The sequence below is a fragment of the Yonghaparkia sp. Soil809 genome (genome assembly GCF_001429705.1).
In the GTDB taxonomy this organism is placed as follows: Bacteria; Actinomycetota; Actinomycetes; order Actinomycetales; family Microbacteriaceae; genus Microcella.
The window spans coordinates 375097-394357 of the sequence record NZ_LMSV01000001.1 but is presented as its reverse complement, the minus strand read 5'-3'; the positions used below and the strand labels follow the sequence as shown (position 1 = coordinate 394357).

The following is a 19261-nucleotide window of genomic DNA, read 5'->3' as shown; positions in this document are numbered from 1 at the left end:
ATAGTCTGGAGCAACGCTACTGCGCGGCGCTGAGCGCCGACCGCACCGGGCCCCCCGCGCGGTCCACCCTTCTCGAGGAGCTCGTCGTGAACTGGCTGTCGTCTCTCGCCCCCGTCACCGTGGGCCCCGGCCCTGTCGACGACCCGGGCGACCCGTTGATCCCGCCCATCGAGGTCGACCCGAACTCGGTCACCCCCGGCGTCGTCGGCTTCCTGGCGATCGCGCTCGTGACGATCGCCGCGATCCTGCTGATCATCGATATGGCGCGCCGGGTCCGGCGCGTGCGCTACCGCGGCGAGGTGCGCGAGCAGCTGGAGGCGGAGCGCGCCGAGGCGGCGCTGCGGGCCGCGAACCCCGGCGCGTCAGCCGCCGAAGGGCGGGTCGAGGGCGACGAGCAGGATCCCCGTCCAGTGGCATAGGAACGCCACGACGGTGAGCGTGTGGAAGATCTCGTGGAAGCCGAAGACGCCGGGGACGGGGTTGGGGCGCTTCATCCCGTAGATCACCGCGCCGGCCGTGTAGGCGAGGCCGCCGACGATCACGAGCACCATCATCGCCCGGTTCGCCGCGTAGAGGTCTGCCATGTACAGCACGGCGGCCCAGCCGAGCACGACGTAGAGCGGCACGTAGGCCCAGCGCGGAGCGTGGATCCAGAACACGCGGAACCCGATGCCGATCGCGGCGCCGGCCCATACGAGCGCGAGCAGCAGCAGGCCCTTCTCGGGCGGGAGCGCGAGCACGGCGAGCGGCGTGTAGGTGCCCGCGATGAGCAGGAAGATGTTCGCGTGGTCGAGGCGCTTGAGCAGGATGCGCGTCCGCTCGCTCCACGTGAACCGGTGGTAGGTGGCCGAGATGCCGAAGAGCAGCAGCGACGTCGTCATGAACACCGCGCTCGACCACGTCGCGCTCGCGCCGTCGGCGAGCACGAGCAGCACGACGCCGAGCACGATCGCGAGGGGGAAGGTGCCGGCGTGGATCCAGCCTCGCCAGAGCGGCTTGCCCTCGACCGGCGGGTGCTCGAGCTCGTCCTCCAGGAGCGGGATGTTCGGGATGTCCGCGCCCGCCTCGCGGTCGACGGCCGCCTCGTCCGCCGACTCGTCGTGCGATCGCGGCGAACCGGGGGAGGGGGTCGAGGTCATGCGCCCACGCTACGCGGCCCGGGGTGCCCCGCCCAATCCCTTGACGCTCGGGCACAAGCCCTCGGCAGTGGACTACCGTAAGCCTGTGCGTTCGAGGAGAATCCCCGGCGGGAGCGGGCTGCTCTACGAGCTCTACATGCGCCGGCTGCGCCGCCAGCTGGCGGAGACCGTGCACCCCCGCCACGTGGCGATGATCATCGACGGCAACCGGCGGTGGGCCCGGCAGTTCGGCGGAACGACCGAGCACGGCCACCGCGCCGGCGCCGAGAAGATGCGCGAGTTCCTGTCGTGGTGCGACGAGGCCGGCATCGGCGTCGTGACGCTCTACCTGCTGTCGACCGACAACCTCACCGGGCGCGACGAGGCCGAGCTGGCCTCCCTCACGGGCATCATCGCCGAGCTCGCCGACGAGCTCTCGCGCGTCCCGCAGTGGAGGGTGCAGCACGTGGGCAGCCGCGAGGGGCTGCCGGAGCCGCTGCTCGCCGCCCTCGACGCCGCCGAGGCGCGCACCGCCGACGACCGCGGCCTGCACATCAACCTCGCCGTCGGCTACGGCGGTCGCCGCGAGATCGCCGACGCCGTGCGCTCGATCGTGCACCATCACGCCGAGCGCGGCGGCACCCTCGACGAGCTCGCCGAGCAGGTCACGCCCGAGAAGATCGCCGAGCACCTGTACACGGGGGGCCAGCCCGACCCGGACCTCGTGATCCGCACCTCGGGCGAGCAGCGCCTGAGCGACTTCATGCTGTGGCAGAGCGCGCACAGCGAGTTCTACTTCGTCGAGGCCCTCGGCCCCGACCTCCGCGAGGTCGACTTCCTGCGCGCCCTCCGCGACTTCGCCCGCCGCCAGCGACGCTTCGGCGCCTGAGAGGAGCAGACGGATGCCCGCCATCGACGACTACGCCGCGCGCTTCTCCGAGGAGCCCGGCTACCTCAACTTCCCCTCCTTCGGCCCTCCCGGCGAGGCCGCGCTCGCCGAGCAGCGCGCGCAGTCGGAGCTCCTGGCCCGCGCGCGGTTCGGCTCCGTCCCCTCCATGGACGCAGAGGAGGAGCGAGCGGATGCGGCGGTCGCCTCGCTCATCGGCTTCCGCCCCGATCAGGTCGTCTTCCAGCCGTCGACGAGCCAGGCGCTCATGCACACGATGTTCGGCGTGACGGGCGGCGTCGCGGCGAGCCAGGGCGAGTTCCCCTCCATCGGGTACGGCGTCGCTCGCGCGGCCGAGGCGCTCGGCGTGCTCGTGCCGCACACCATCACGCCCGACCACGATCGGGTGACGCCGGCCGTCGTCCGCGACCAGATGGCGAGCTCGGTGGTCGCGGTCGCGGTGAGCCTCGTCGACTACCGCACGGGGCACCTCATCGACCTCGAGGGGATCCGCCAGGTCATCGGCGACCGGTTGCTCATCGTCGACGCCATCCAGGGCCTCGGCGTCGTCGAGGCGCCGTGGGAGCTCTGCGACGTCATCGTGGCGGGCGGCCAGAAATGGCTGCGCGCCGGGTACGGCACGGGCTTGCTCGCGCTCAGCGACCGCGCGCGCGAGCAGCTCACGCCCGTGTGCTCGGGCTGGAACGCGATCGATCACCCCCTCGACGACGGGCCCGTCCACGAGATCGTCGCGCCCCACCCGACGGCCCGCGCGTTCCGCGTCGGCTTCGCCGATCCGGTCGCGCAGGCGCGTCTCGCCGGTGCCGTCGAGGAGGTCGTCGCCGTGGGCGTCGCGGCCATCCGCGAGCGGGTGCTCGAGCGCGCCTCGGCCATCATCGCCGCAGCGGACGAGGTCGGGCTGCCCGTGAGCTCGCCGCGGGACGACGCCGAGCGGGCGGGGATCGTCGTGATCGATCCGCCCGCGGAGGAGCTGAGCATCCTCACCGCCGCACTGCACAACCACGGGGTGTCGACGACCGTCCGCGGGGGCCGGGTGCGCCTGGGCCCGCACGCGTCGACGACCGACGAGACCATCGAGCTGCTGCGCGCCGCGCTCGGCGAGTACCAGGCCGGCACGCGCGTCTGAGTCGGCACGGTCGGCACGGATGACCATTGCATGTCGCGCGCGTGTCGGTCCCGCGGGTCCGTTCCGGCGGGTCTAGCGTCAGCCGCATCGGGCACCTCGCCCGGTCGGGACGGCCTCGAATCGTCTCGCGAGCCCCTGGCCGTCTCGTCGCGACAATGGTCCGGGGATGCCCGCGCTCCCCGGGGATGGAGCACCGGTGGCCTCTTCCCGCACTACTCGCCAGGCAGCAACCAGCAGCGCGACGTCGGGGGAGGTGGCCCAGCGCACCTATGTGCTCGACACGTCCGTCCTGCTGAGCGATCCCACGGCGCTCTTCCGCTTCGCGGAGCACGCCGTCGTCATCCCCGTCGTCGTGATCGGCGAGCTCGAGGCCAAGAGGAACGACCCCGAGATCGGCTACTTCGCGCGGCAGGCGCTGCGCAATCTGGATGATCTGCGCGTGCAGCACGAGCGCCTCGACTTCCCCATCGCCGTCGGCGACGGGGGTTCGCTGCGCGTCGAGCTCAACCACTCCAACCAGTCGGTGCTGCCCTCGGGGCTCCAGCTCGGCGACAACGACTCGCGCATCCTGGCCGTGGCGATGAACCTCGCGAGCGAGGGCCTCGACGTCGTCGTCGTGTCGAAGGACCTGCCGATGCGCGTGAAGGCCTCCTCGATCGGCCTCGCCGCCCAGGAGTACCGCGCCGAACTCGCCGTCGACTCCGGGTGGACGGGGCAGGCCGACGTCACGCTCTCGAGCGACGAGATGGCCAGGCTCTACGACCGCGAGACGATCGAGACGTCGGCCGTCGCCGACGTGCCGATCAACACCGGGCTCGTCATCCACTCCGACCGCGGCTCGGCGCTCGGGCGCGTCATCGAGAAGGGTCGCATCGGGCTCGTGCGCGGCGACCGCGACGTCTTCGGCTTGCACGGGCGCTCGGCCGAGCAGAGGCTCGCGATCGACCTGCTCATGGATCCGCAGATCGGCATCGTCTCCCTGGGCGGTCGTGCCGGCACCGGCAAGTCGGCCCTCGCCCTCTGCGCGGGGCTCGAGGCCGTGCTCGAGCGGCAGCAGCAGCGCAAGATCATGGTCTTCCGCCCGCTGTACGCGGTCGGCGGGCAGGAGCTCGGCTACCTGCCGGGCGATGCGAGCGAGAAGATGAACCCCTGGGCGCAGGCGACGTTCGACACGCTCTCGAGCGTCGTGTCGCAGAACGTGCTCGACGAGGTCATCGACCGCGGGTTGCTGGAGGTTCTGCCGCTCACGCACATCCGCGGTCGGTCGCTGCACGACGCCTTCGTGATCGTCGACGAGGCGCAGTCGCTCGAGCGGAACGTTCTGCTGACGGTGCTGAGCCGCATCGGCCAGAACTCGAAGGTCGTCCTCACGCACGACGTCGCCCAGCGCGACAACCTCCGCGTCGGTCGTCACGACGGCGTCGCGAGCGTCATCGAGACGCTCAAGGGCCACGGGCTGTTCGGGCACATCACGCTGACGCGCAGCGAGCGCAGCGCCATCGCCGCCCTCGTGACCGACCTGCTGGAGGGCAACGAGCTGGCCTGAGCCGGGCATCCGCGATCGGACGGCGCTCGCCCCGCGGGGCGGGCGCCGTCCGTCGTCAGTCGGTCGACCGGGCGCGGCGCGACTGCGCGACCGCGGCGAGCAGCTCGCCGAGGGTGTGGTCGCCCTCGACGCGGTGGCGGAGGCTCGCGCTGCCGACCACCGAGTAGCGGTTGCGGCGGCCGTCGCGCTCCTTGAGCAGGTAGCCGCCCTCGACGAGCTCGGCGATGATGCGCTGGGTGGCGCGCTCGGTGATCCCCACGAGCTCGGCGATCTCGCGGATGCGCAGCTCGGGGTCGGCGGCGAGGCACACGAGCACGTGCGAGTGATTGGTCAGGAACGTCCACTCGGCCACCCGCCCACTGTAGAGCGAGAATCCTCCGATCGGCCGGATGAGCGCCAACACACGACGCCGATCGCGCGAACGACAAAACGCGATACGAATTGCGTGTATTGTGTGTCGCGTAAGGAGGTTCGCCCATGCCATCCGCCCCTCTCCTCAGCCTCGAGCCGCTCTCGGTGCTCCTGCTCGTGCTCGTCGGCGGCATCGCGCTCGCCGTGCTGCCGTACGCCCACCGCTCGCTGCGCGGCGATCGCCACGGGGTCGCCGTGACCGTCGCCCTCGCAGGGATGCTCTCGGCGACCGCGCTGCTCGCCGTCGCCGCACGGCCCTGGCTCGTCGCCCTCGCGTGGAGCGCGGCGACCCTCGCGACGCTCACGGCGCTCCGACTCGGCGGCGGCCCCTCCGCCGTGCGGCGCGCGCTGCCGTGGCTCCTCGTCGGCGACCTCGCGCTCTGGGGCGCCGTCGCCGCGATCGCGGCGGGAGGGCGCGCCGATCTGGCGGCCGTCCTGCTCGTCGTGGCGGCGGGCATCCGCTGCGCCGCACCGCCCGCGCACGGCTGGCTCGTCGACTCGCTGCACGCCCCGACGCCGGTGAGCGCCGCCCTGCACGGCGGCATCGTCAACGGCGGCGGAATCCTGCTCCTCAGCCAGCTGCCGGTTCTGCAGCGGAGCCCCCTCGCGCTCGCGCTGCTCGCCGCCCTCGCCGCCGTCGCCGTGGTCGCCGGAACGATCGGCGCTCTCGTGCGCACCGATGTGAAGGGCCGCCTGGTGCTGTCGACCGTCGCGCAGATGGGCTTCATGCTGCTGTGCATCGCGCTCGGCCTGCACGCCGCCGCAGCGCTCCACCTCGTCGCGCACGGCTTCTACAAGAGCGCCCTCTTCCTCGGCTCCAGCGACGGCATCGACCGCCGCGCGGCCGACCGTCGCGCCCCGGCACCGATCCGCCTGTCGACGGCCGGGCGGCGAGGGCGGATGCTCGTGGGCGCGCTGCCCGCCGTGCTCGCCCTCGTCGTCACCGCGCTCGCCCTCTACCCGGGCGGCCGCGGCCTGCCCGAGGCGCTCCTGCTGCTCGTCGCGGCCACGGCCATCGCCACCGCCGGCTCCCGCGCCGCCCTCGCCGTGCGCAGTCTCCCGCACGCGCTCGGCGTCGGAGCCCTCGCCGCGCTCGCCGCCGCCGCGTTCGCCGCGCTGACCTCCGCGCTCTCCGGAGCGCTCGCGCTTCCCTCCGGTGACGCGGCGATCGGCGGGAGCACCGTGCCGCTCGTGCTCGCCGCGCTCGCGCTGTCGGCGCTCGCCGCGATCGCCGCCGTGCGCGGCACGGCGCCCACCGGGCGGCTCGCGCTGCGCATCCTCGCCCTCGGGCACCGCCTCGGCGGCCCCCGGACCCGCCGCCTGCACCGCCCCGGTGCCGCGCGCCCGGCTCGCACCGCCCGCGCGCTCGACCCGATCGGAGCCTCCGCATGACGACACTCCTGCCCACGACCGCGCGCATCCTCCGCGCCCGAGCCGACGCCGAGGTCGCCGCGAGCGTCATCGCCCCCTTCTACGGGCTCGACGCCGCGATCGCCGTCAACCCCGTCCTGCCCGCGCTGCGTCAGGGGATGCCCGCGGCACTCCGCGACGCCGCCCCCGCCCTCGGGGCGCGCGGCTCCGTCTCGGAGGCCTACGGGCGCGCCTGCGTCGAGTCGGGGCGCATCGCGCGCGCCGAGCTCGCCGCGGCGCTGCGCGAGCGGCTCGGCTCCGAGCACCCTGCGGCTGCGGAGCCCGACGCGACTCTCGTGGCGCGGTTCCTGGCCGGAGGCGAGTCGATGGAGAAGCACGCCCCCGCGACGGGCGGCGCGGAGCCCGACGGATCCGAGCGCATCGACGAGCTGCTCACCGCCTGGTGCCGCGCCGCGCTCGCGCCCGAGGCGGCCGCCTGGCCCGTCCCGGTCGCCGAGCTCGGCTTCTACGGCGCCTGGCGCGCGCTCGCGGCCGTCGACCCGACCCTCCCGCGCGAGGCCCGCCGTCTCATCGAGGAGGCGCCGGCCACGGCGGAGGCCGCGCTCGCCGCAGCCCTCGAGGCCAGCGGGATCCCGCAGGCCGAGCGCGCCGAGGCTCTGCGCCGGGAGCTCGCCCGCACGCCCGGCTTCACCGCGCACGTGCGGTGGCGGGCCGAGACGCGGGGCGACGTCGAGGTCGTCGACCTGCTCGCCGTCCGGCTCACGCTGCGCGCGGCCCTCGGCCTGCCGCTCCCCGCCGACGGGTCCGCCGCGACGACCCGCCCGCGACGGGACCCGCTCGGGCTCGACGACGTCGAACGGGCCCTCGTCTGGCAGGTCGCCCTCGAGGCCCGGGTGCACGGGCGTCTGCTGTCGCGCGTGCATACGGCGGCGACCGCGCTCGCCGCCGTGCCGCCGCGCGCCCACCTCGTGTTCTGCATCGACGTCCGCAGCGAAGGGATCCGCCGCCACCTCGAGGCGCAGGGTCCGTACGCGACCTCCGGGTTCGCGGGATTCTTCGGCATCGCGGCCGAGATCGAGCCGCTCGCCGCCTCCGGCGTCTCCGCAGCCTGCCCCGTGCTCCTCGCGCCGCGCTACCGCGTGAGCGAGCGGCCGGCACCGGGGGAGTGGCGCGGCGCGCGGACGCTCGTCGACCGGCTCGCCGGAGGCCGGGCGTGGCGCTCGGCGCTGAAGGCGCCCGACTCCGTGGCCGGTGCGCCGCTCGGGTGGGCCGAGATGACCGGCTGGCTGTGGGGTCCGGTCGCGGCGACCCGCAGCATCCTCGCCGGTGCCGCTGGACGCGGCCGCCGACCGGACGAGCCCGCGAGCGCGCCGTCGACGCTCTTCGACGTCGACTCGGCGATGACGGTCGAGGACCAGCTGGACGCGGCGGAGGTGATCCTGCGCACGATGGGCATGACCGCGCCGGATGCCCCGCTCGTCGTGCTCGTCGGCCACGGCTCCACGACCACCAACAACGCCTACCGGACGGCTCTCGACTGCGGCGCGTGCGGCGGCCATCGCGGAGCCCCCAACGCCCGCATCGCCGCCGCGATCCTCAACGCCGTCGCCGTGCGCGTCGGGCTCGCGGCCCGCGGCATCGAGATTCCCGCCGAGACCGTGTTCGTCGCCGCCGAGCACGACACCGTGAGCGACGCGATCCGCATCGTCGACGCCTCCGCGCTCCCGGCCGAGCGGCGAGGCGAGCTCGACGCGCTGCGGGCCGACGCGGCACGGGCGGCCGTCGCCCTCCAGCGCGAGCGCGCCGCCGAGCTCCCCGGCGCCCGCGCGCGCCGCCGCACCCGGCTCGAGCGCCGCGGCCGCGACTGGGCGCAGGTCTACCCCGAGTGGGGTCTCGCCGGCAACGCCGCGATCATCATCGCTCCGCGCTCGCGCACCGCCGGGGCCGACCTCGAGCGCCGGGCCTTCCTGCACTCCTACGACCCGGTGGCGGATGCCGATGGCTCCGCTCTCGAGACGATCCTCACGGCGCCGCTCGTGGTCGCGCACTGGATCAACGCCCAGTACTACTTCTCGGCCGTCGACCCCGACGTGCTCGGCGCCGGATCGAAGACCGTGCACAACCTCGTCGGCGGCGCGGGCGTGCTCACGGGCCCCGGCGGCGACCTCCGCATCGGACTGCCCTGGCAGTCGATCGGCACGCGCGCGGGGCTCCACCACGAGCCGCTGCGGCTGCTCGCCGTCGTCGACGCCCCCCTCGAGCGCATCGACGGCATCATCGCGCGCGCCGACGTGGTCGCCGACCTCGTCTTCGGTGACTGGGTCGTGCTCGTGGCACCCGGCGCCGAGCCCGGCACATGGGTGCGCCGCACACGCGATGGCTGGGCGCCGTATCCACTGACCCCCCTCACCGCAGCGGCCGAGCCGGCCGTGAGCCCCGACCGGAAGGAGGCGGCATGAGCCGCGACTCGCTCACCAGGATGACCAAGATCGAGGTCGTCGCCCGCACCGCCGACTCCGACGCCGTGCGTCGGCAGATCGTCGCGTCGGGCGCGACCGGCTACACGAGCCTCCCGGCCGTGACCGGGCTCGGCCACCACGGCGCGCACGAGGGCCGGGCGCTGTTCAACGACCGCGATGCGCTCACGCTGACCATCACGGTCGTGCCCGACGACCGCGCCGACGACCTCATCGAGGGCCTGCGCTCGCTCCTCGAGCGCTCGACGGGCGTCATGTTCGTGAGCGACACCTACGTCAGCCGGCCGCACTACTTCAGCTGACGCGGGGCGCGAGCCGGGCATCCGCGCATGAGGACGGCGCCCGCCCCGGGAGGGTGCGGGCGCCGTTCCGCGACGAGAACCGGGCCTACAGGCCGGGCGAGGTCATCGAGAGCACGTCGAGGAGCTCGTCGAGCTGCTGCTCCGTGACCTCGCCGCGCTCGACGAAGCCGAGGTCGACGACGGCCTCGCGCACCGTGAGGCCCTTCGCTACCGAGTGCTTGGCGACCTTCGCCGCGGCCTCATAGCCGATGACGCGGTTGAGGGGCGTGACGATCGAGGGCGAGGACTCGGCGAGCGCGCGGGCGCGCTCGACGTTCGCCTCGAGCCCGACGACGGTCTTGTCGGCGAGCACGCGCGTCGAGTTCGCGAGCAGGCGGATCGACTCCAGCAGCGAGGTGCCCATGACGGGGATGGCGACGTTGAGCTCGAACGAGCCGGAGGCGCCCGCCCACGCGACCGTCGCGTCGTTGCCGATGACGCGCGCGCACACCATGAGCACGGCCTCGGGCACGACGGGGTTCACCTTGCCGGGCATGATCGAGGAGCCGGGCTGCAGGTCGGGGATACTCAGCTCGGCGAGGCCCGTGTTGGGGCCCGAGCCCATCCAGCGGATGTCGTTGCAGATCTTCGTGAGAGACACCGCGATGACGCGCAGCGCACCGCTCGCCTCGACGAGGCCGTCGCGCGCGCCCTGCGCCTCGAAGTGGTCGAGCGCCTCGGTGATGGGAAGGCCGGTCGAGGAGGCGAGCTCGGCGATGACCTTCTGCGAGAAGCCGAGCGGGGTGTTGATGCCCGTGCCGGTCGCCGTGCCGCCGAGCGGCACCTCGGCGACGCGCTCGATCGTCGCCTGCACGCGGGCGATGCCGAGGCGGATCTGGCGGGCGTAGCCGGCGAACTCCTGGCCGAGCGTGACGGGCGTCGCGTCCATGAGGTGCGTGCGACCCGCCTTGACGACCGTCCTCCAGAGCTCGGCCTTCCCCTCCAGGGCCCCGGCGAGGTGGTCGAGCGCGGGGATGAGGTCGGCGAGCAGCGCGCTCGTGACCGCGAGGTGCACGGAGGTCGGGAAGACGTCGTTCGACGACTGCGAGGCGTTCACATGGTCGTTGGGGTGCACGGCGAGGGCCTCGGTCGACGCGAGCGTCGCGAGCACCTCGTTCATGTTCATGTTCGAGCTCGTGCCCGAGCCCGTCTGGTAGGTGTCGACGGGGAAGTGCTCGTGGTGGCGGCCGGCGATGATCTGGTCGGCCGCGGCGACGATCGCGCTCGAGCGATCGGCGTCGAGGATCCCGAGCTCGGCATTGACGATCGCGGCGGCGCGCTTGATCTGCGCGAGCGCGACGATCTGGCCGGGCTCGAGGCCCGAGCCCGAGATCGGGAAGTTCTCGACGGCGCGCTGCGTCTGCGCGCGGTAGAGGGCGCTGCGCGGGACGCGCACCTCGCCCATCGTGTCGTGCTCGATCCGGTACTCCGGCTCAGTGGTCTCGCTCACGGCGATCTCGTCCTTCTCGTAGAGGCGTGCGGGGGTCGGTGCGCCGGTCAGATCTGGCCGACGACGATGTCGGGCACTGCTCGACCCTCGAGCAGGCGGTAGTTGGCGCCGACGATAGCCAGGGTACCGGCGGCGACGGCGTCGCTGATGAGCTCCGAGGCCGCGAGCAGCTCGCCGACCGTGTCGCGCAGGTGCTCGCGCCCGACGTCCTGCGCGTCGAGCTCGTGGATGTCCGTGGTGCCCGTCGCGAGCAGGCACCGGTCGACCGCGGGCTGGATGCGCTCGACGAGCCCGTGGATGTGCGGGGGCAGCGGAGGAGCATCGGGGCCTCGCGAGTCGATGGCGGCCCGCACCGCACCGCACTCGTCATGGCCGAGGACGAGGATGAGCGGCACGCCCAGCACGCCGACCGCGTACTCGAGCGAGCCGACGACGCTGCTCGAGATCACCTGCCCGGCGTTGCGCACGACGAACAGGTCGCCGAGGCCCTTGTCGAAGATGATCTCGGCCGCGAGCCGCGAGTCGCTGCAGCCGAACAGCGCCGCGTGCGGCGCCTGCGCGAGGGCGACCTCGGTGCGGCGGTCGACGTCCTGCCGCGGGTGCGCCGGCTCCCCGGCGACGAAGCGGGCGTTCCCGCGCTCCATCTCGCGCCAGACGTCGGCGGGGGTGCGCGTGGGTGTCGTCATGGTCGTCCTCCGCGTGCGTCGTTCGGCTCGGGCGGTCGAGATCGGCGGTCAGCCGTCGGTGCCGTCGAGCTCGGCCGCGACCGCGGTGGCGAGCTGGGCGAACTCCGACTCCGACGCCGTGCCGTACAGCACGAGGGTGCTGCCGGTCGTCTCGGTCACGAGGGCGTAGCCGCGATTGCCGGCGCCCTCCACCTCTCGTCGATCGTAGAGCGTCCACTCGACGCCGCCGATCTCGACGCTCTCGCCCTGGCCGCTCGGCTGCCGCAGCGCCTCGTCGAGCCAGGTCGGGTTCGCGTCGAAGCCCTGCAGGACTCCGATGAAGCGGTCCTCGCCCGTGATGAGGCCCACGTACCACTCCTGCACCGAGCCGTCGCTGCCGAGATCGGCGCGGTTGGCGTACCAGCCCTCCGGCAGCTCGGGGGCGACCACGGGCATCCCCAGCCCCGCCTCGGCCTGCTGGGCCGTCGCTCGGTAGTCGACGCTCTCGGGGGTCGGGTCCTCCCGCACCGTCACGACGACGAGGAACAGCACGATGAGCAGCGACGCGGCGATCGACAGCAGGAGGTTCGTGGACGACTGATTCGCGCGCCGCTTGCGGCGATTCTCGGCGACGCGGGCCGCGCGCTCGTCGTCGGTCTCGGGGCGGCCGAGCTCGGCGACGATGGGGCGGCCGGTGACGGGGTCGGTCATGCGCGGATGCTCAGCCCTGGCCTGCGGCGGACCGCGCGGCATCGAGGCGCTCCTTCGCGCCGATCAGCCACTCCTCGCAGCGGCGCGCGAGCGCCTCGCCCCGCTCCCAGAGCGCGATGGACTGCTCGAGCGTCGCGCCGCCCTGCTCGAGCTCGGTGACCACGCGCACGAGCTCGTCGCGCGCCTGCTCGTACGACAGCGCGTCGACGCCATCGGCCGCGGCCGCGGCGGGGGCGCCGGCGGGAGCGGGAGCGGCGGGAGGGGTCACATCAGCCATGGTAGGAGCGTCTCTCTGTCTACAGGGTGGGCGTCTGCGGCTCGGGGGCTGGCGGGGTGGGCGTCCGCGTGCCGGACGCCGGGTTCGCGCTCGCCGACGGGTGCGCCTCGCCGGCGGTCGCCGCGATGCGGCCGCGCGCGAGCGTCAGCACGAGGGCGTCGCCGGGCGCGGTCTCGGCCGCGTCGCGCACGACGCCGCCCGCGCCGGTCTGCACGATCGCGTACCCGCGGTCGAGCGTGTGCTGGGGCGAGAGGGCGCGGAGCTGGCCGCGGCGCTCGGTGAGGTCGAGGTGCGCGCGCTCGAGGCGGCGCGCGGTGAGCTCGACGCCGCGCGCGACGAAGCGCGTGAGCTCCTCCGCCCGCTGGTCGATGATCCAGGTCGCGCTCGCGAGCGCGGGCCGCGAGCGGATCTGCGCGAGCCGGTCGATCTCGGTGCCGATGAGCCCCGTGACGCGCGTCAGCAGGCGCGAGCGCACCTGCTGCACCTTCGCGAGCTCGTCGCTCACGTCGGGCACGACGCGCTTCGCGGCGTCGGTCGGCGTCGAGGCGCGCAGATCGGCGACCTCGTCGAGCATGGGCCGGTCGTTCTCGTGCCCGATCGCGCTCACGAGCGGCGTCTCGCACGCGGCTGCCGCCCGCACGACGGCCTCGTCGCTGAACGGCAGGAGGTTCTGGAAGTCGCCGCCGCCGCGCGCGACGATGATGACGTCGACCTCGGGGTCGGCGTCGAGCGCGCGGATGCCCGCGATGATCTCGCCCACCGCGCGCTCGCCCTGGACGGCGGAGTGGTGGACGTGGAAGCGGACCGACGGCCACCGCAGCTGGGCGTTGCGGAGGACATCCTTCTCGGCGTCGCTGTCGGCACCCGTCACGAGGCCGATGCAGTGCGGCAGGAAGGGGAGCGGCTTCTTGCGCGAGGGGTCGAAGAGCCCCTCGGCGCGGAGCTGCTGCTTGAGCCGCTCGAGCCGCTCGAGGAGGTCGCCGAGCCCGACGCGGCGCATCTCGAAGACCTGCATCGTGAGCGAGCCGCCCTTGACCCACCAGTTGGCCTTGACGAGCGCGACGACGCGGTCGCCCTGCCCGAGACCCTGCGGGAGCTTCGCCTTGACCGACGACCACACGGCGAACGAGACGGTCGCATCGACCGCGAGGTCCTTGAGCTTGCCGTAGACGTTGCCGCCCGAGACGCCCCACTGGGTGATCTCGCCCTCGACCCAGACGCTGCCGAGGCGGTCGATGTAGCCCTTGATCTTCTGCGACAGCTCGCCCACGGGCCAGGGCGCGTCGGCGGTGGACGGTGCCTCGCTCATGACCCTCCCTTGCCTCGATCGGCGGCCTCCGCCAGGGTAGTGGACGCCCCCGACGCCGACGCGGGCCCGCCGCCGACCGGAGGACACCATGCCGTTGCCCACACCCCTCGCGGTCGAGCGGCTCTCGAAGGTCTACGGCGAGGTGACCGCGCTCAGCGACGTGTCGTTCACGGCGCGGCCGGGTCGCGTCACGGGCTTCCTCGGTCCGAACGGCGCCGGCAAGACCTCGACGCTGCGCATCCTGCTCGGGCTCAACGCCCCGACCGCGGGTACGGCGACGATCGCAGGGCTGCCGTACCGCGCGCTCGACCGGCCGCTCGCGCGCGTCGGCGGGTCGCTCTCGGCCGACGTCTTCCACCCCGGCCGCAGCGCCCGCGACCACCTGCGCGCGCTCGCGCTCGCGGCGGGCATCCCGACCTCCCGCGCCGACGCCGTCCTTCAGCAGGTGGGGCTCGCGCACGCGGCGCGCCGCGCGGTCGGCGGCTACTCCCTCGGGATGCGCCAGCGACTCGGCCTCGCGAGCGCGCTCCTCGGCGACCCCGACGCGCTCGTCCTCGACGAGCCGATCAACGGGCTCGACCCCGACGGTATCCGCTGGATGCGCGGCCTGCTGCGCGCTCTCGCCGACGAGGGCCGCACCGTGCTGCTCTCGTCGCACGTGCTGAGCGAGGTGCAGCAGACGGTGGATGACGCGGTCGTCATCCGCCGCGGACGCATCGTCTTCGACGGCCCGCTCTCCGATCTCGAGGCGGGCACCGCGCAGGTGCGCGTGGACGCGCTCGACCGCGCCGCGCTCGCGGCGGCGCTCGCCGCGGCCGGGGCCCGCGTCGAGCCGGCCGAGCAGCCCGGCCACGGCCTCGTCGTCGCCGGGCTCGACGCCGCGCGCACGGGCGAGGTCGCGCGCGACGCGGGGATCGCCCTCACGCACCTGAGCGACGAGGGCGACGGCCTCGAGTCGGTCTTCCTCGCGCTCACCGCCGATGCGGAGGGAAGCGCGTGACCGCGCTCGCGACCGCCCTCGCCCGCCAGACGGCCTCCGAGTTCTCGAAGGTTCTCTCGCTGCGCGCGTGGTGGCTCCTCGGACTCGTGCTCCTGGTCTACGTGGGCGTGACGGCAGGCGGCCTCGCCTTCTTCCTGAGCGACGTGGGCGCCCGGTTCGGGGGAGCCGGCGCGCCCGCCCTCGACCCCGTCGTCTCCGCGAATCTCGTCTACAGCAGCGTCACGGCGGTCGGGCTGGTGATCCCGCTGCTGTTCGGCGCGCTCCTGGCGACGACCGAGCACCGCCACCGAACGCTCACCCCGACCGTGCTGGCCCAGCCCCGCCGCGGCGTCGTCCTCGCGGCGAAGGCGGTCGTCGCTCTCGTCGTCGGCGCCCTCTACGGCGCGATCGGCCTCGTCGGCTCGGTCGGCGTCGGCGCGCCCGTGCTCGAGGCGCTCGGCGAGAGCGCGGCGCTCGACGAGCCCGAGGTCATCGGTCTGCTCCTGCGCACGCTGGTCGCCACGGCGCTGTGGTCGCTCCTGGGGCTCGGCCTCGGCGCGCTGCTGACGAGCCAGATCGCGGCGATCGTCATCGTGCTCGCGTTCACGCAGTTCGTCGAGCCGATCCTGCGGATCCTCGCCGGCGTCTGGGAGACCACGGCCGCGATCGGGCGCTTCCTGCCCGGGGCGGCGACCGACGCGCTCGTCGGCGCGGGAATCCTCAGCTCGCTCGGGTCGATCGATCCGACCGTTCCGCAGGCGGCGACGGATGCCCTGCTCTGGTGGCAGGGGGGCCTCGTTCTCGCGGCCCTCGCCGCGGTGCTGCTCGTCGTCGCCGCCCTCACGACGCTGCGGCGCGACGTCGAGTAGCGCGAGCGAGCCCGACCCCGGCCGCGCACGGCGGTCCCCCACGTGAGCCCTCGTAGACTGGCGACCGTGAGCACGATCACGAACGGCGCCCTCGGCGTCACCCTGACCACGCCCGTCGTCCCCGAGCGGCGCGAGCGCCTGCGCGCGACCGACGTCGCCGCGCCCCGCCGCATCCTGCTCGCCGCGCCGCGCGGCTACTGCGCGGGAGTCGATCGTGCCGTCATCGCGGTCGAGAAGGCGCTCGAGCAGTACGGCTCGCCCGTGTACGTGCGCAAGCAGATCGTGCACAACGTGCACGTCGTGAGCGAGCTCGAGCAGGCCGGTGCGATCTTCGTCGACGAGGTCGAGGAGGTTCCGGAGGGCTCGCACATCGTGTTCTCGGCCCACGGCGTGAGCCCGGCCGTCGTGCAGGGCGCGGCCGACCGCAACCTCGCCGCGATCGACGCGACGTGCCCGCTCGTGACGAAGGTGCATCGCGAGGCCGTGCGCTTCGCCAAGCAGGACTACCGCATCCTCCTCATCGGTCACGCCGGCCACGAGGAGGTCGAGGGCACGATGGGGCACGCCCCCGAGCGCACGATCCTGATCGGCACGCCGGAGGAGGCCGACACGGTCGAGGTCCCCGCCTCCGACGCGCTCATCTGGCTGTCGCAGACGACGCTGAGCGTGGACGAGACGATGGAGACCGTGCGCCGGCTGCGCGCCCGCTTCCCCCACCTGCAGGACCCCCCGAGCGACGACATCTGCTACGCCACGCAGAACCGCCAGGTCGCGATCAAGAAGGTGGCACCGGATGCCGACCTCGTGATCGTCGTCGGTTCGGCCAACAGCTCCAACAGCGTGCGGCTCGTCGAGGTCGCGCTCGAGTACGGCGCGAAGGCCGCGTACCGGGTCGACTACGCGAGCGAGATCAAGCAGGAGTGGCTCGAGGGCGTCGCCACGGTCGGCGTCACGAGCGGCGCGAGCGTGCCCGAGGTGCTCGTCGAGCAGGTGCTCGCCGACCTCGCCGACGCCGGATTCGCCGACGTGGAGGTCGTGAAGACGGCGGAGGAGGACCTCATGTTCTCGCTGCCGAAGGAGCTCCGCACGACCGCGAGCGGAGAGCAGGACGCCCGCGCTCTCGGCGGCCGCACCCGCGCGTAGCCCCCGCTCGGCGCTCGCGCGCCCGGTAGTCTGCGAGCAGCGCGCCGCGCGGCGCGCACCGGGAGGGCCCATGGCATCCATCGCGCTGCCCCGCGACGTCGCCTCGGGCATCATCGTGCGCGGCTTCGCGACCGCGCAGCGCGCCATGGTGGTCGTGGGCGCGGCGCTCACGGCGGTGGCCAGCACGGTCGCGGTGCTCGCGCGTGGCGGCGAGCCGCTCGCGCTCGTCCCCGTCCTCGCCGCGCTCGCCGTGATGGGCGTCCTCGCCCTGCGGCTCCTGCTCCGCCCGACCGCCGCTCGTGCGACCGTCTTCCTCGCCGTGGGCGCGGTGGCCTCCGTCGTCTACACGGTCGCGCTCCTGACCGCGGATGCCCGGCTCGACGAGCCCGGCCCGTCTCTCGTGAACCGCGCCGCGGCCGGGCTCGTCCTCGTCGGGGCCCTGCGCGGCAGCGCCCGCAGCGGCGTGCTGTGGACGGCGGCGGGCCTCGTGCTCGCCGAGCTCTCGCTCGTCGTGGGCTTCGCGCTCGCCGGGCGGCCGCCGGAGACGGGGGTGGCGCCGCTGCTCGGCGCGATCATCGTCCTCCTCGCCTACGGCGCCCTCGTTCTCAGCCATGCGCGCGCGCGCCGCCGTGTGCCCGACCTCGATCGTCTGCAGCGCGAGCTCGAGCTCGGCGATCGGGAGCGCGAGCTCGAGCGCCGCGCCGCTCGAGTCGCCCACGACACCGTGCTCGCCGACCTTGCGATCATCGCCGCGCGCCCGGGGCCGCTCGACCCGGGTGCGCGCGCCCGCCTCGAGCGCGACCTCGCGCTCGCGCTCGCGGGGACGGTCGCGCTCGACACCGCGGAGCCGTCGGAGCCTCGGCGCTCGCCGATCGCGGACGACCTCCTCGAACTCGTCCGCGAGTACCAGTGGAGCGGTGTCACCGTGGACGTCTCGGGCTGCGACGACCTCGTGGTCGCGGTCGACGAGCCCGTCCGCGCGGCCGTGCTGGGCGCCGCGCGCGCCGCACTCGACAACGTGGTCCGTCATGCCGCGACCGACCGGGCCGAGCTCGTCGTGGGGGAGCGGGACGGGACGCTCTCGGTGCTCATCGTCGACGACGGGGTCGGGTTCTCCTCGACCTCCGTCGACGCCGATCGCCTGGGCGTGCGCTCCTCGATCGACGCGCGCGTGCGCGAGGTGGGCGGCTCGGCGCGCGTGTGGTCGGGCGAGGAGGGCACCACGGTCATGCTCTCGGTCCCGATCGGCGGAGACGGGACGCCGTCGTGATCGGCCGGGCCGCCGCGCGGCGCAGGGCGGCCGACCGCTCGCGCTCGCCCTGGAGCGCGGACCCGCTGAGCTGGCTCGCGATCGACCTGCTGGCGCTCGGCTGCGCCGCGTACGCGGCCGTGCGCTCTCTCGTGATGCTCCTGCTGATGGACCCGGACGACTCGCGCCCCCTCCTTCAGGTGGCCGCCGCGGTCCTCCCCATCGTCGCCTTCCTGCTCGTGCACGTCACGACCCGCCCCCATCGAGGACCTCTGCGGGAGCCCGTCGCCTGGGCCGCCATCGCCATCGTGATCGGTGCCCTCGCCCTCTCGGCGTACGGCTACGCCGGCTCGCCGTTCCCCGCCGACATGTGGTCGGCTCCCGCGAGCGTCGCGCTCATGCTCGTCGCGCTCACCCCGTTCTCGACCGGCCTGCAGCTCGCGCGCTACGGCGCCGTCTCCTTCGCCGTGACGGCGTTCGCCACCCTCGCGCTCGAGGCGGAGGCCTCTCTCGGCTGGCCGGTGCTCGTGACGGTCTACCTCGTGGAGCTGCAGATCGTTCTCGCGGCGGTCGGCTGCATCGTGTTCGTGGCCGTCGTCACGCGCCTGTTCGAGACCTGGAACGAGAGGCCGCTGGGGAACGACGGCGACACGATCGACGCGATCGACCCGGTCGGCGCGGTCGGCGCCATGGACGGTGCCGATGGGGCACGCGTGCCGGCGGCATCCGATCCTGGCGCGGCTCTCGCGAGACGCGTCGACGGCCAGATGTCCGCCCGCCTCGCCGTCCCCCTGCGCTTCGTGCGGGAGATCCTCGATCGCGGTGCGGTGACCCCGGAGGACCGCGAGCGGGCGCGCGCGCTCGCGGCGGCGCTGCGGGCCGAGCTCATCGCCGAGGCGGAGGACACCTGGCTCGCGCGCCTCGTGCGCGGCAGGCCGATCGAGGTCGACGACGTCGACCGCCTGGCCGAGCGGTTGAGCCTCCCGCAGCGCACGGCGCTCCGCGCGATGCTGGATGCCCTGCTCGCTCAGCCCGATTCGGGCTTCGTCGCGGGGCAGGTCGAGCTGAAGGCGGCCGATCGCGGAACGGTGGCGGTCGCGCTGCGGATCCTCAGCACGCTGCCGGAGGGGCGACGCGTGACGTTCCTCGCGCCGTACTACGTGACCCTGCAGGCGACGGTCGACGACATCCGCTGGCGCAACGGCACGACCCTCGTCGTCGACTTCGAGGTGCCGCTGAACGACCTCGCGCCGCGGGCGGTCGTGCAGCACTCGCCCGCCCCGGCGCCCGCCCGCCCGCGCGCGATGTGACT

19 protein-coding genes are annotated in these 19261 nt (G+C 74.0%); 12 read left to right on the top strand and 7 right to left on the bottom strand.

The features are described from left to right. Positions 1–86 precede the first annotated feature (86 nt). The gene (locus ASG83_RS01915; RefSeq protein WP_235459985.1) at positions 87–419 is read left to right on the top strand and encodes a hypothetical protein; all 333 of its coding nucleotides are present in this window, start codon (positions 87–89) and stop codon (positions 417–419) included. Here ASG83_RS01915 and ASG83_RS01910 read toward each other — a convergent pair. Then, positions 363–1139 (bottom strand): hemolysin III family protein, encoded by a 777-nt coding sequence (locus tag ASG83_RS01910; RefSeq protein WP_082599009.1) that lies wholly within the window; start codon positions 1137–1139, stop codon positions 363–365. The genes ASG83_RS01915 and ASG83_RS01910 overlap by 57 nt on opposite strands. 85 nt (positions 1140–1224) lie before the next feature. Here ASG83_RS01910 and ASG83_RS01905 point away from each other — a divergent pair, with 85 nt between their 5' ends. The 3 genes from ASG83_RS01905 (at position 1225) to ASG83_RS01895 (ending at position 4697) form a co-directional block, all read left to right on the top strand. Continuing rightward, the gene (locus tag ASG83_RS01905; RefSeq protein WP_255357365.1) at positions 1225–2007 is read left to right on the top strand and encodes an isoprenyl transferase; all 783 of its coding nucleotides are present in this window, start codon (positions 1225–1227) and stop codon (positions 2005–2007) included. 13 nt (positions 2008–2020) lie between these two features. Next, positions 2021–3151, top strand: coding sequence for an aminotransferase class V-fold PLP-dependent enzyme (locus ASG83_RS01900; protein ID WP_055856493.1), 1131 nt, complete (start codon positions 2021–2023; stop codon positions 3149–3151). 166 nt (positions 3152–3317) lie between these two features. Then, positions 3318–4697 (top strand): PhoH family protein, encoded by a 1380-nt coding sequence (locus tag ASG83_RS01895; RefSeq protein ID WP_082599007.1) that lies wholly within the window; start codon positions 3318–3320, stop codon positions 4695–4697. Positions 4698–4752: 55 nt separating this feature from the next. On the opposite strand, the gene ASG83_RS01890 is transcribed toward ASG83_RS01895, so the two are convergent. Next, positions 4753–5049, bottom strand: a complete 297-nt coding sequence (locus ASG83_RS01890) for a winged helix-turn-helix domain-containing protein (RefSeq protein ID WP_055856490.1) — start codon at positions 5047–5049, stop codon at positions 4753–4755. Positions 5050–5174: 125 nt separating this feature from the next. On the opposite strand from ASG83_RS01890, the gene ASG83_RS01885 reads away from it, so the two are divergent. The 3 genes from ASG83_RS01885 to ASG83_RS01875 are packed head-to-tail and all read left to right on the top strand — an operon-like array spanning position 5175 to position 9258. Then, the gene (locus ASG83_RS01885; protein ID WP_055856488.1) at positions 5175–6500 is read left to right on the top strand and encodes a proton-conducting transporter membrane subunit; all 1326 of its coding nucleotides are present in this window, start codon (positions 5175–5177) and stop codon (positions 6498–6500) included. Next, on the top strand, positions 6497–8938 hold the full coding sequence (locus ASG83_RS01880; RefSeq protein WP_055856485.1) for a putative inorganic carbon transporter subunit DabA: 2442 nt from the start codon (positions 6497–6499) through the stop codon (positions 8936–8938). The genes ASG83_RS01885 and ASG83_RS01880 overlap by 4 nt, the downstream gene beginning before the upstream one ends. Then, a complete protein-coding gene (locus tag ASG83_RS01875; RefSeq protein WP_055856483.1) occupies positions 8935–9258 on the top strand; it encodes a hypothetical protein in 324 nt (107 codons plus the stop codon). Before ASG83_RS01880 ends, ASG83_RS01875 begins: the two co-directional genes overlap by 4 nt. A gap of 85 nt (positions 9259–9343) precedes the next feature. Here ASG83_RS01875 and ASG83_RS01870 read toward each other — a convergent pair whose 3' ends face one another. Genes ASG83_RS01870 through xseA form a run of 5 tightly spaced genes read right to left on the bottom strand, consistent with a single transcriptional unit; the run spans position 9344 to position 13709 of the window. Further along, complete coding sequence (locus ASG83_RS01870; RefSeq protein WP_082599006.1) at positions 9344–10747, bottom strand: aspartate ammonia-lyase; 1404 nt, start codon at positions 10745–10747, stop codon at positions 9344–9346. A 47-nt stretch (positions 10748–10794) separates the two neighbouring features. Continuing rightward, complete coding sequence (locus ASG83_RS01865) at positions 10795–11433, bottom strand: carbonic anhydrase (RefSeq protein WP_055856481.1); 639 nt, start codon at positions 11431–11433, stop codon at positions 10795–10797. Positions 11434–11481: 48 nt separating this feature from the next. Next, on the bottom strand, positions 11482–12123 hold the full coding sequence (locus ASG83_RS01860; protein WP_055856479.1) for a DUF4245 domain-containing protein: 642 nt from the start codon (positions 12121–12123) through the stop codon (positions 11482–11484). 10 nt (positions 12124–12133) lie between these two features. Next, complete coding sequence (locus tag ASG83_RS01855) at positions 12134–12400, bottom strand: exodeoxyribonuclease VII small subunit (RefSeq protein WP_082514884.1); 267 nt, start codon at positions 12398–12400, stop codon at positions 12134–12136. A gap of 19 nt (positions 12401–12419) precedes the next feature. Beyond that, positions 12420–13709 (bottom strand): exodeoxyribonuclease VII large subunit, encoded by a 1290-nt coding sequence (gene xseA / locus ASG83_RS01850; RefSeq protein ID WP_055856476.1) that lies wholly within the window; start codon positions 13707–13709, stop codon positions 12420–12422. Positions 13710–13797: 88 nt separating this feature from the next. On the opposite strand from xseA, the gene ASG83_RS01845 reads away from it, so the two are divergent. The 5 genes from ASG83_RS01845 (at position 13798) to ASG83_RS01825 (ending at position 19259) form a co-directional block, all read left to right on the top strand. Next, positions 13798–14709, top strand: a complete 912-nt coding sequence (locus tag ASG83_RS01845) for an ATP-binding cassette domain-containing protein (protein WP_055856473.1) — start codon at positions 13798–13800, stop codon at positions 14707–14709. Next, a complete protein-coding gene (locus tag ASG83_RS01840; protein WP_055856469.1) occupies positions 14706–15557 on the top strand; it encodes a hypothetical protein in 852 nt (283 codons plus the stop codon). The genes ASG83_RS01845 and ASG83_RS01840 overlap by 4 nt, the downstream gene beginning before the upstream one ends. Positions 15558–15695: 138 nt before the next feature. Continuing rightward, positions 15696–16700 carry a 4-hydroxy-3-methylbut-2-enyl diphosphate reductase gene (locus tag ASG83_RS01835; RefSeq protein ID WP_055859030.1) on the top strand — a complete coding sequence of 335 codons (1005 nt, stop codon included), beginning with the start codon at positions 15696–15698 and terminating at the stop codon, positions 16698–16700. A 70-nt stretch (positions 16701–16770) separates the two neighbouring features. Continuing rightward, complete coding sequence (locus tag ASG83_RS01830; protein ID WP_055856466.1) at positions 16771–17970, top strand: ATP-binding protein; 1200 nt, start codon at positions 16771–16773, stop codon at positions 17968–17970. After that, on the top strand, positions 17967–19259 hold the full coding sequence (locus tag ASG83_RS01825) for a hypothetical protein (RefSeq protein WP_055856463.1): 1293 nt from the start codon (positions 17967–17969) through the stop codon (positions 19257–19259). The genes ASG83_RS01830 and ASG83_RS01825 overlap by 4 nt, the downstream gene beginning before the upstream one ends. Positions 19260–19261: the final 2 nt, after the last annotated feature.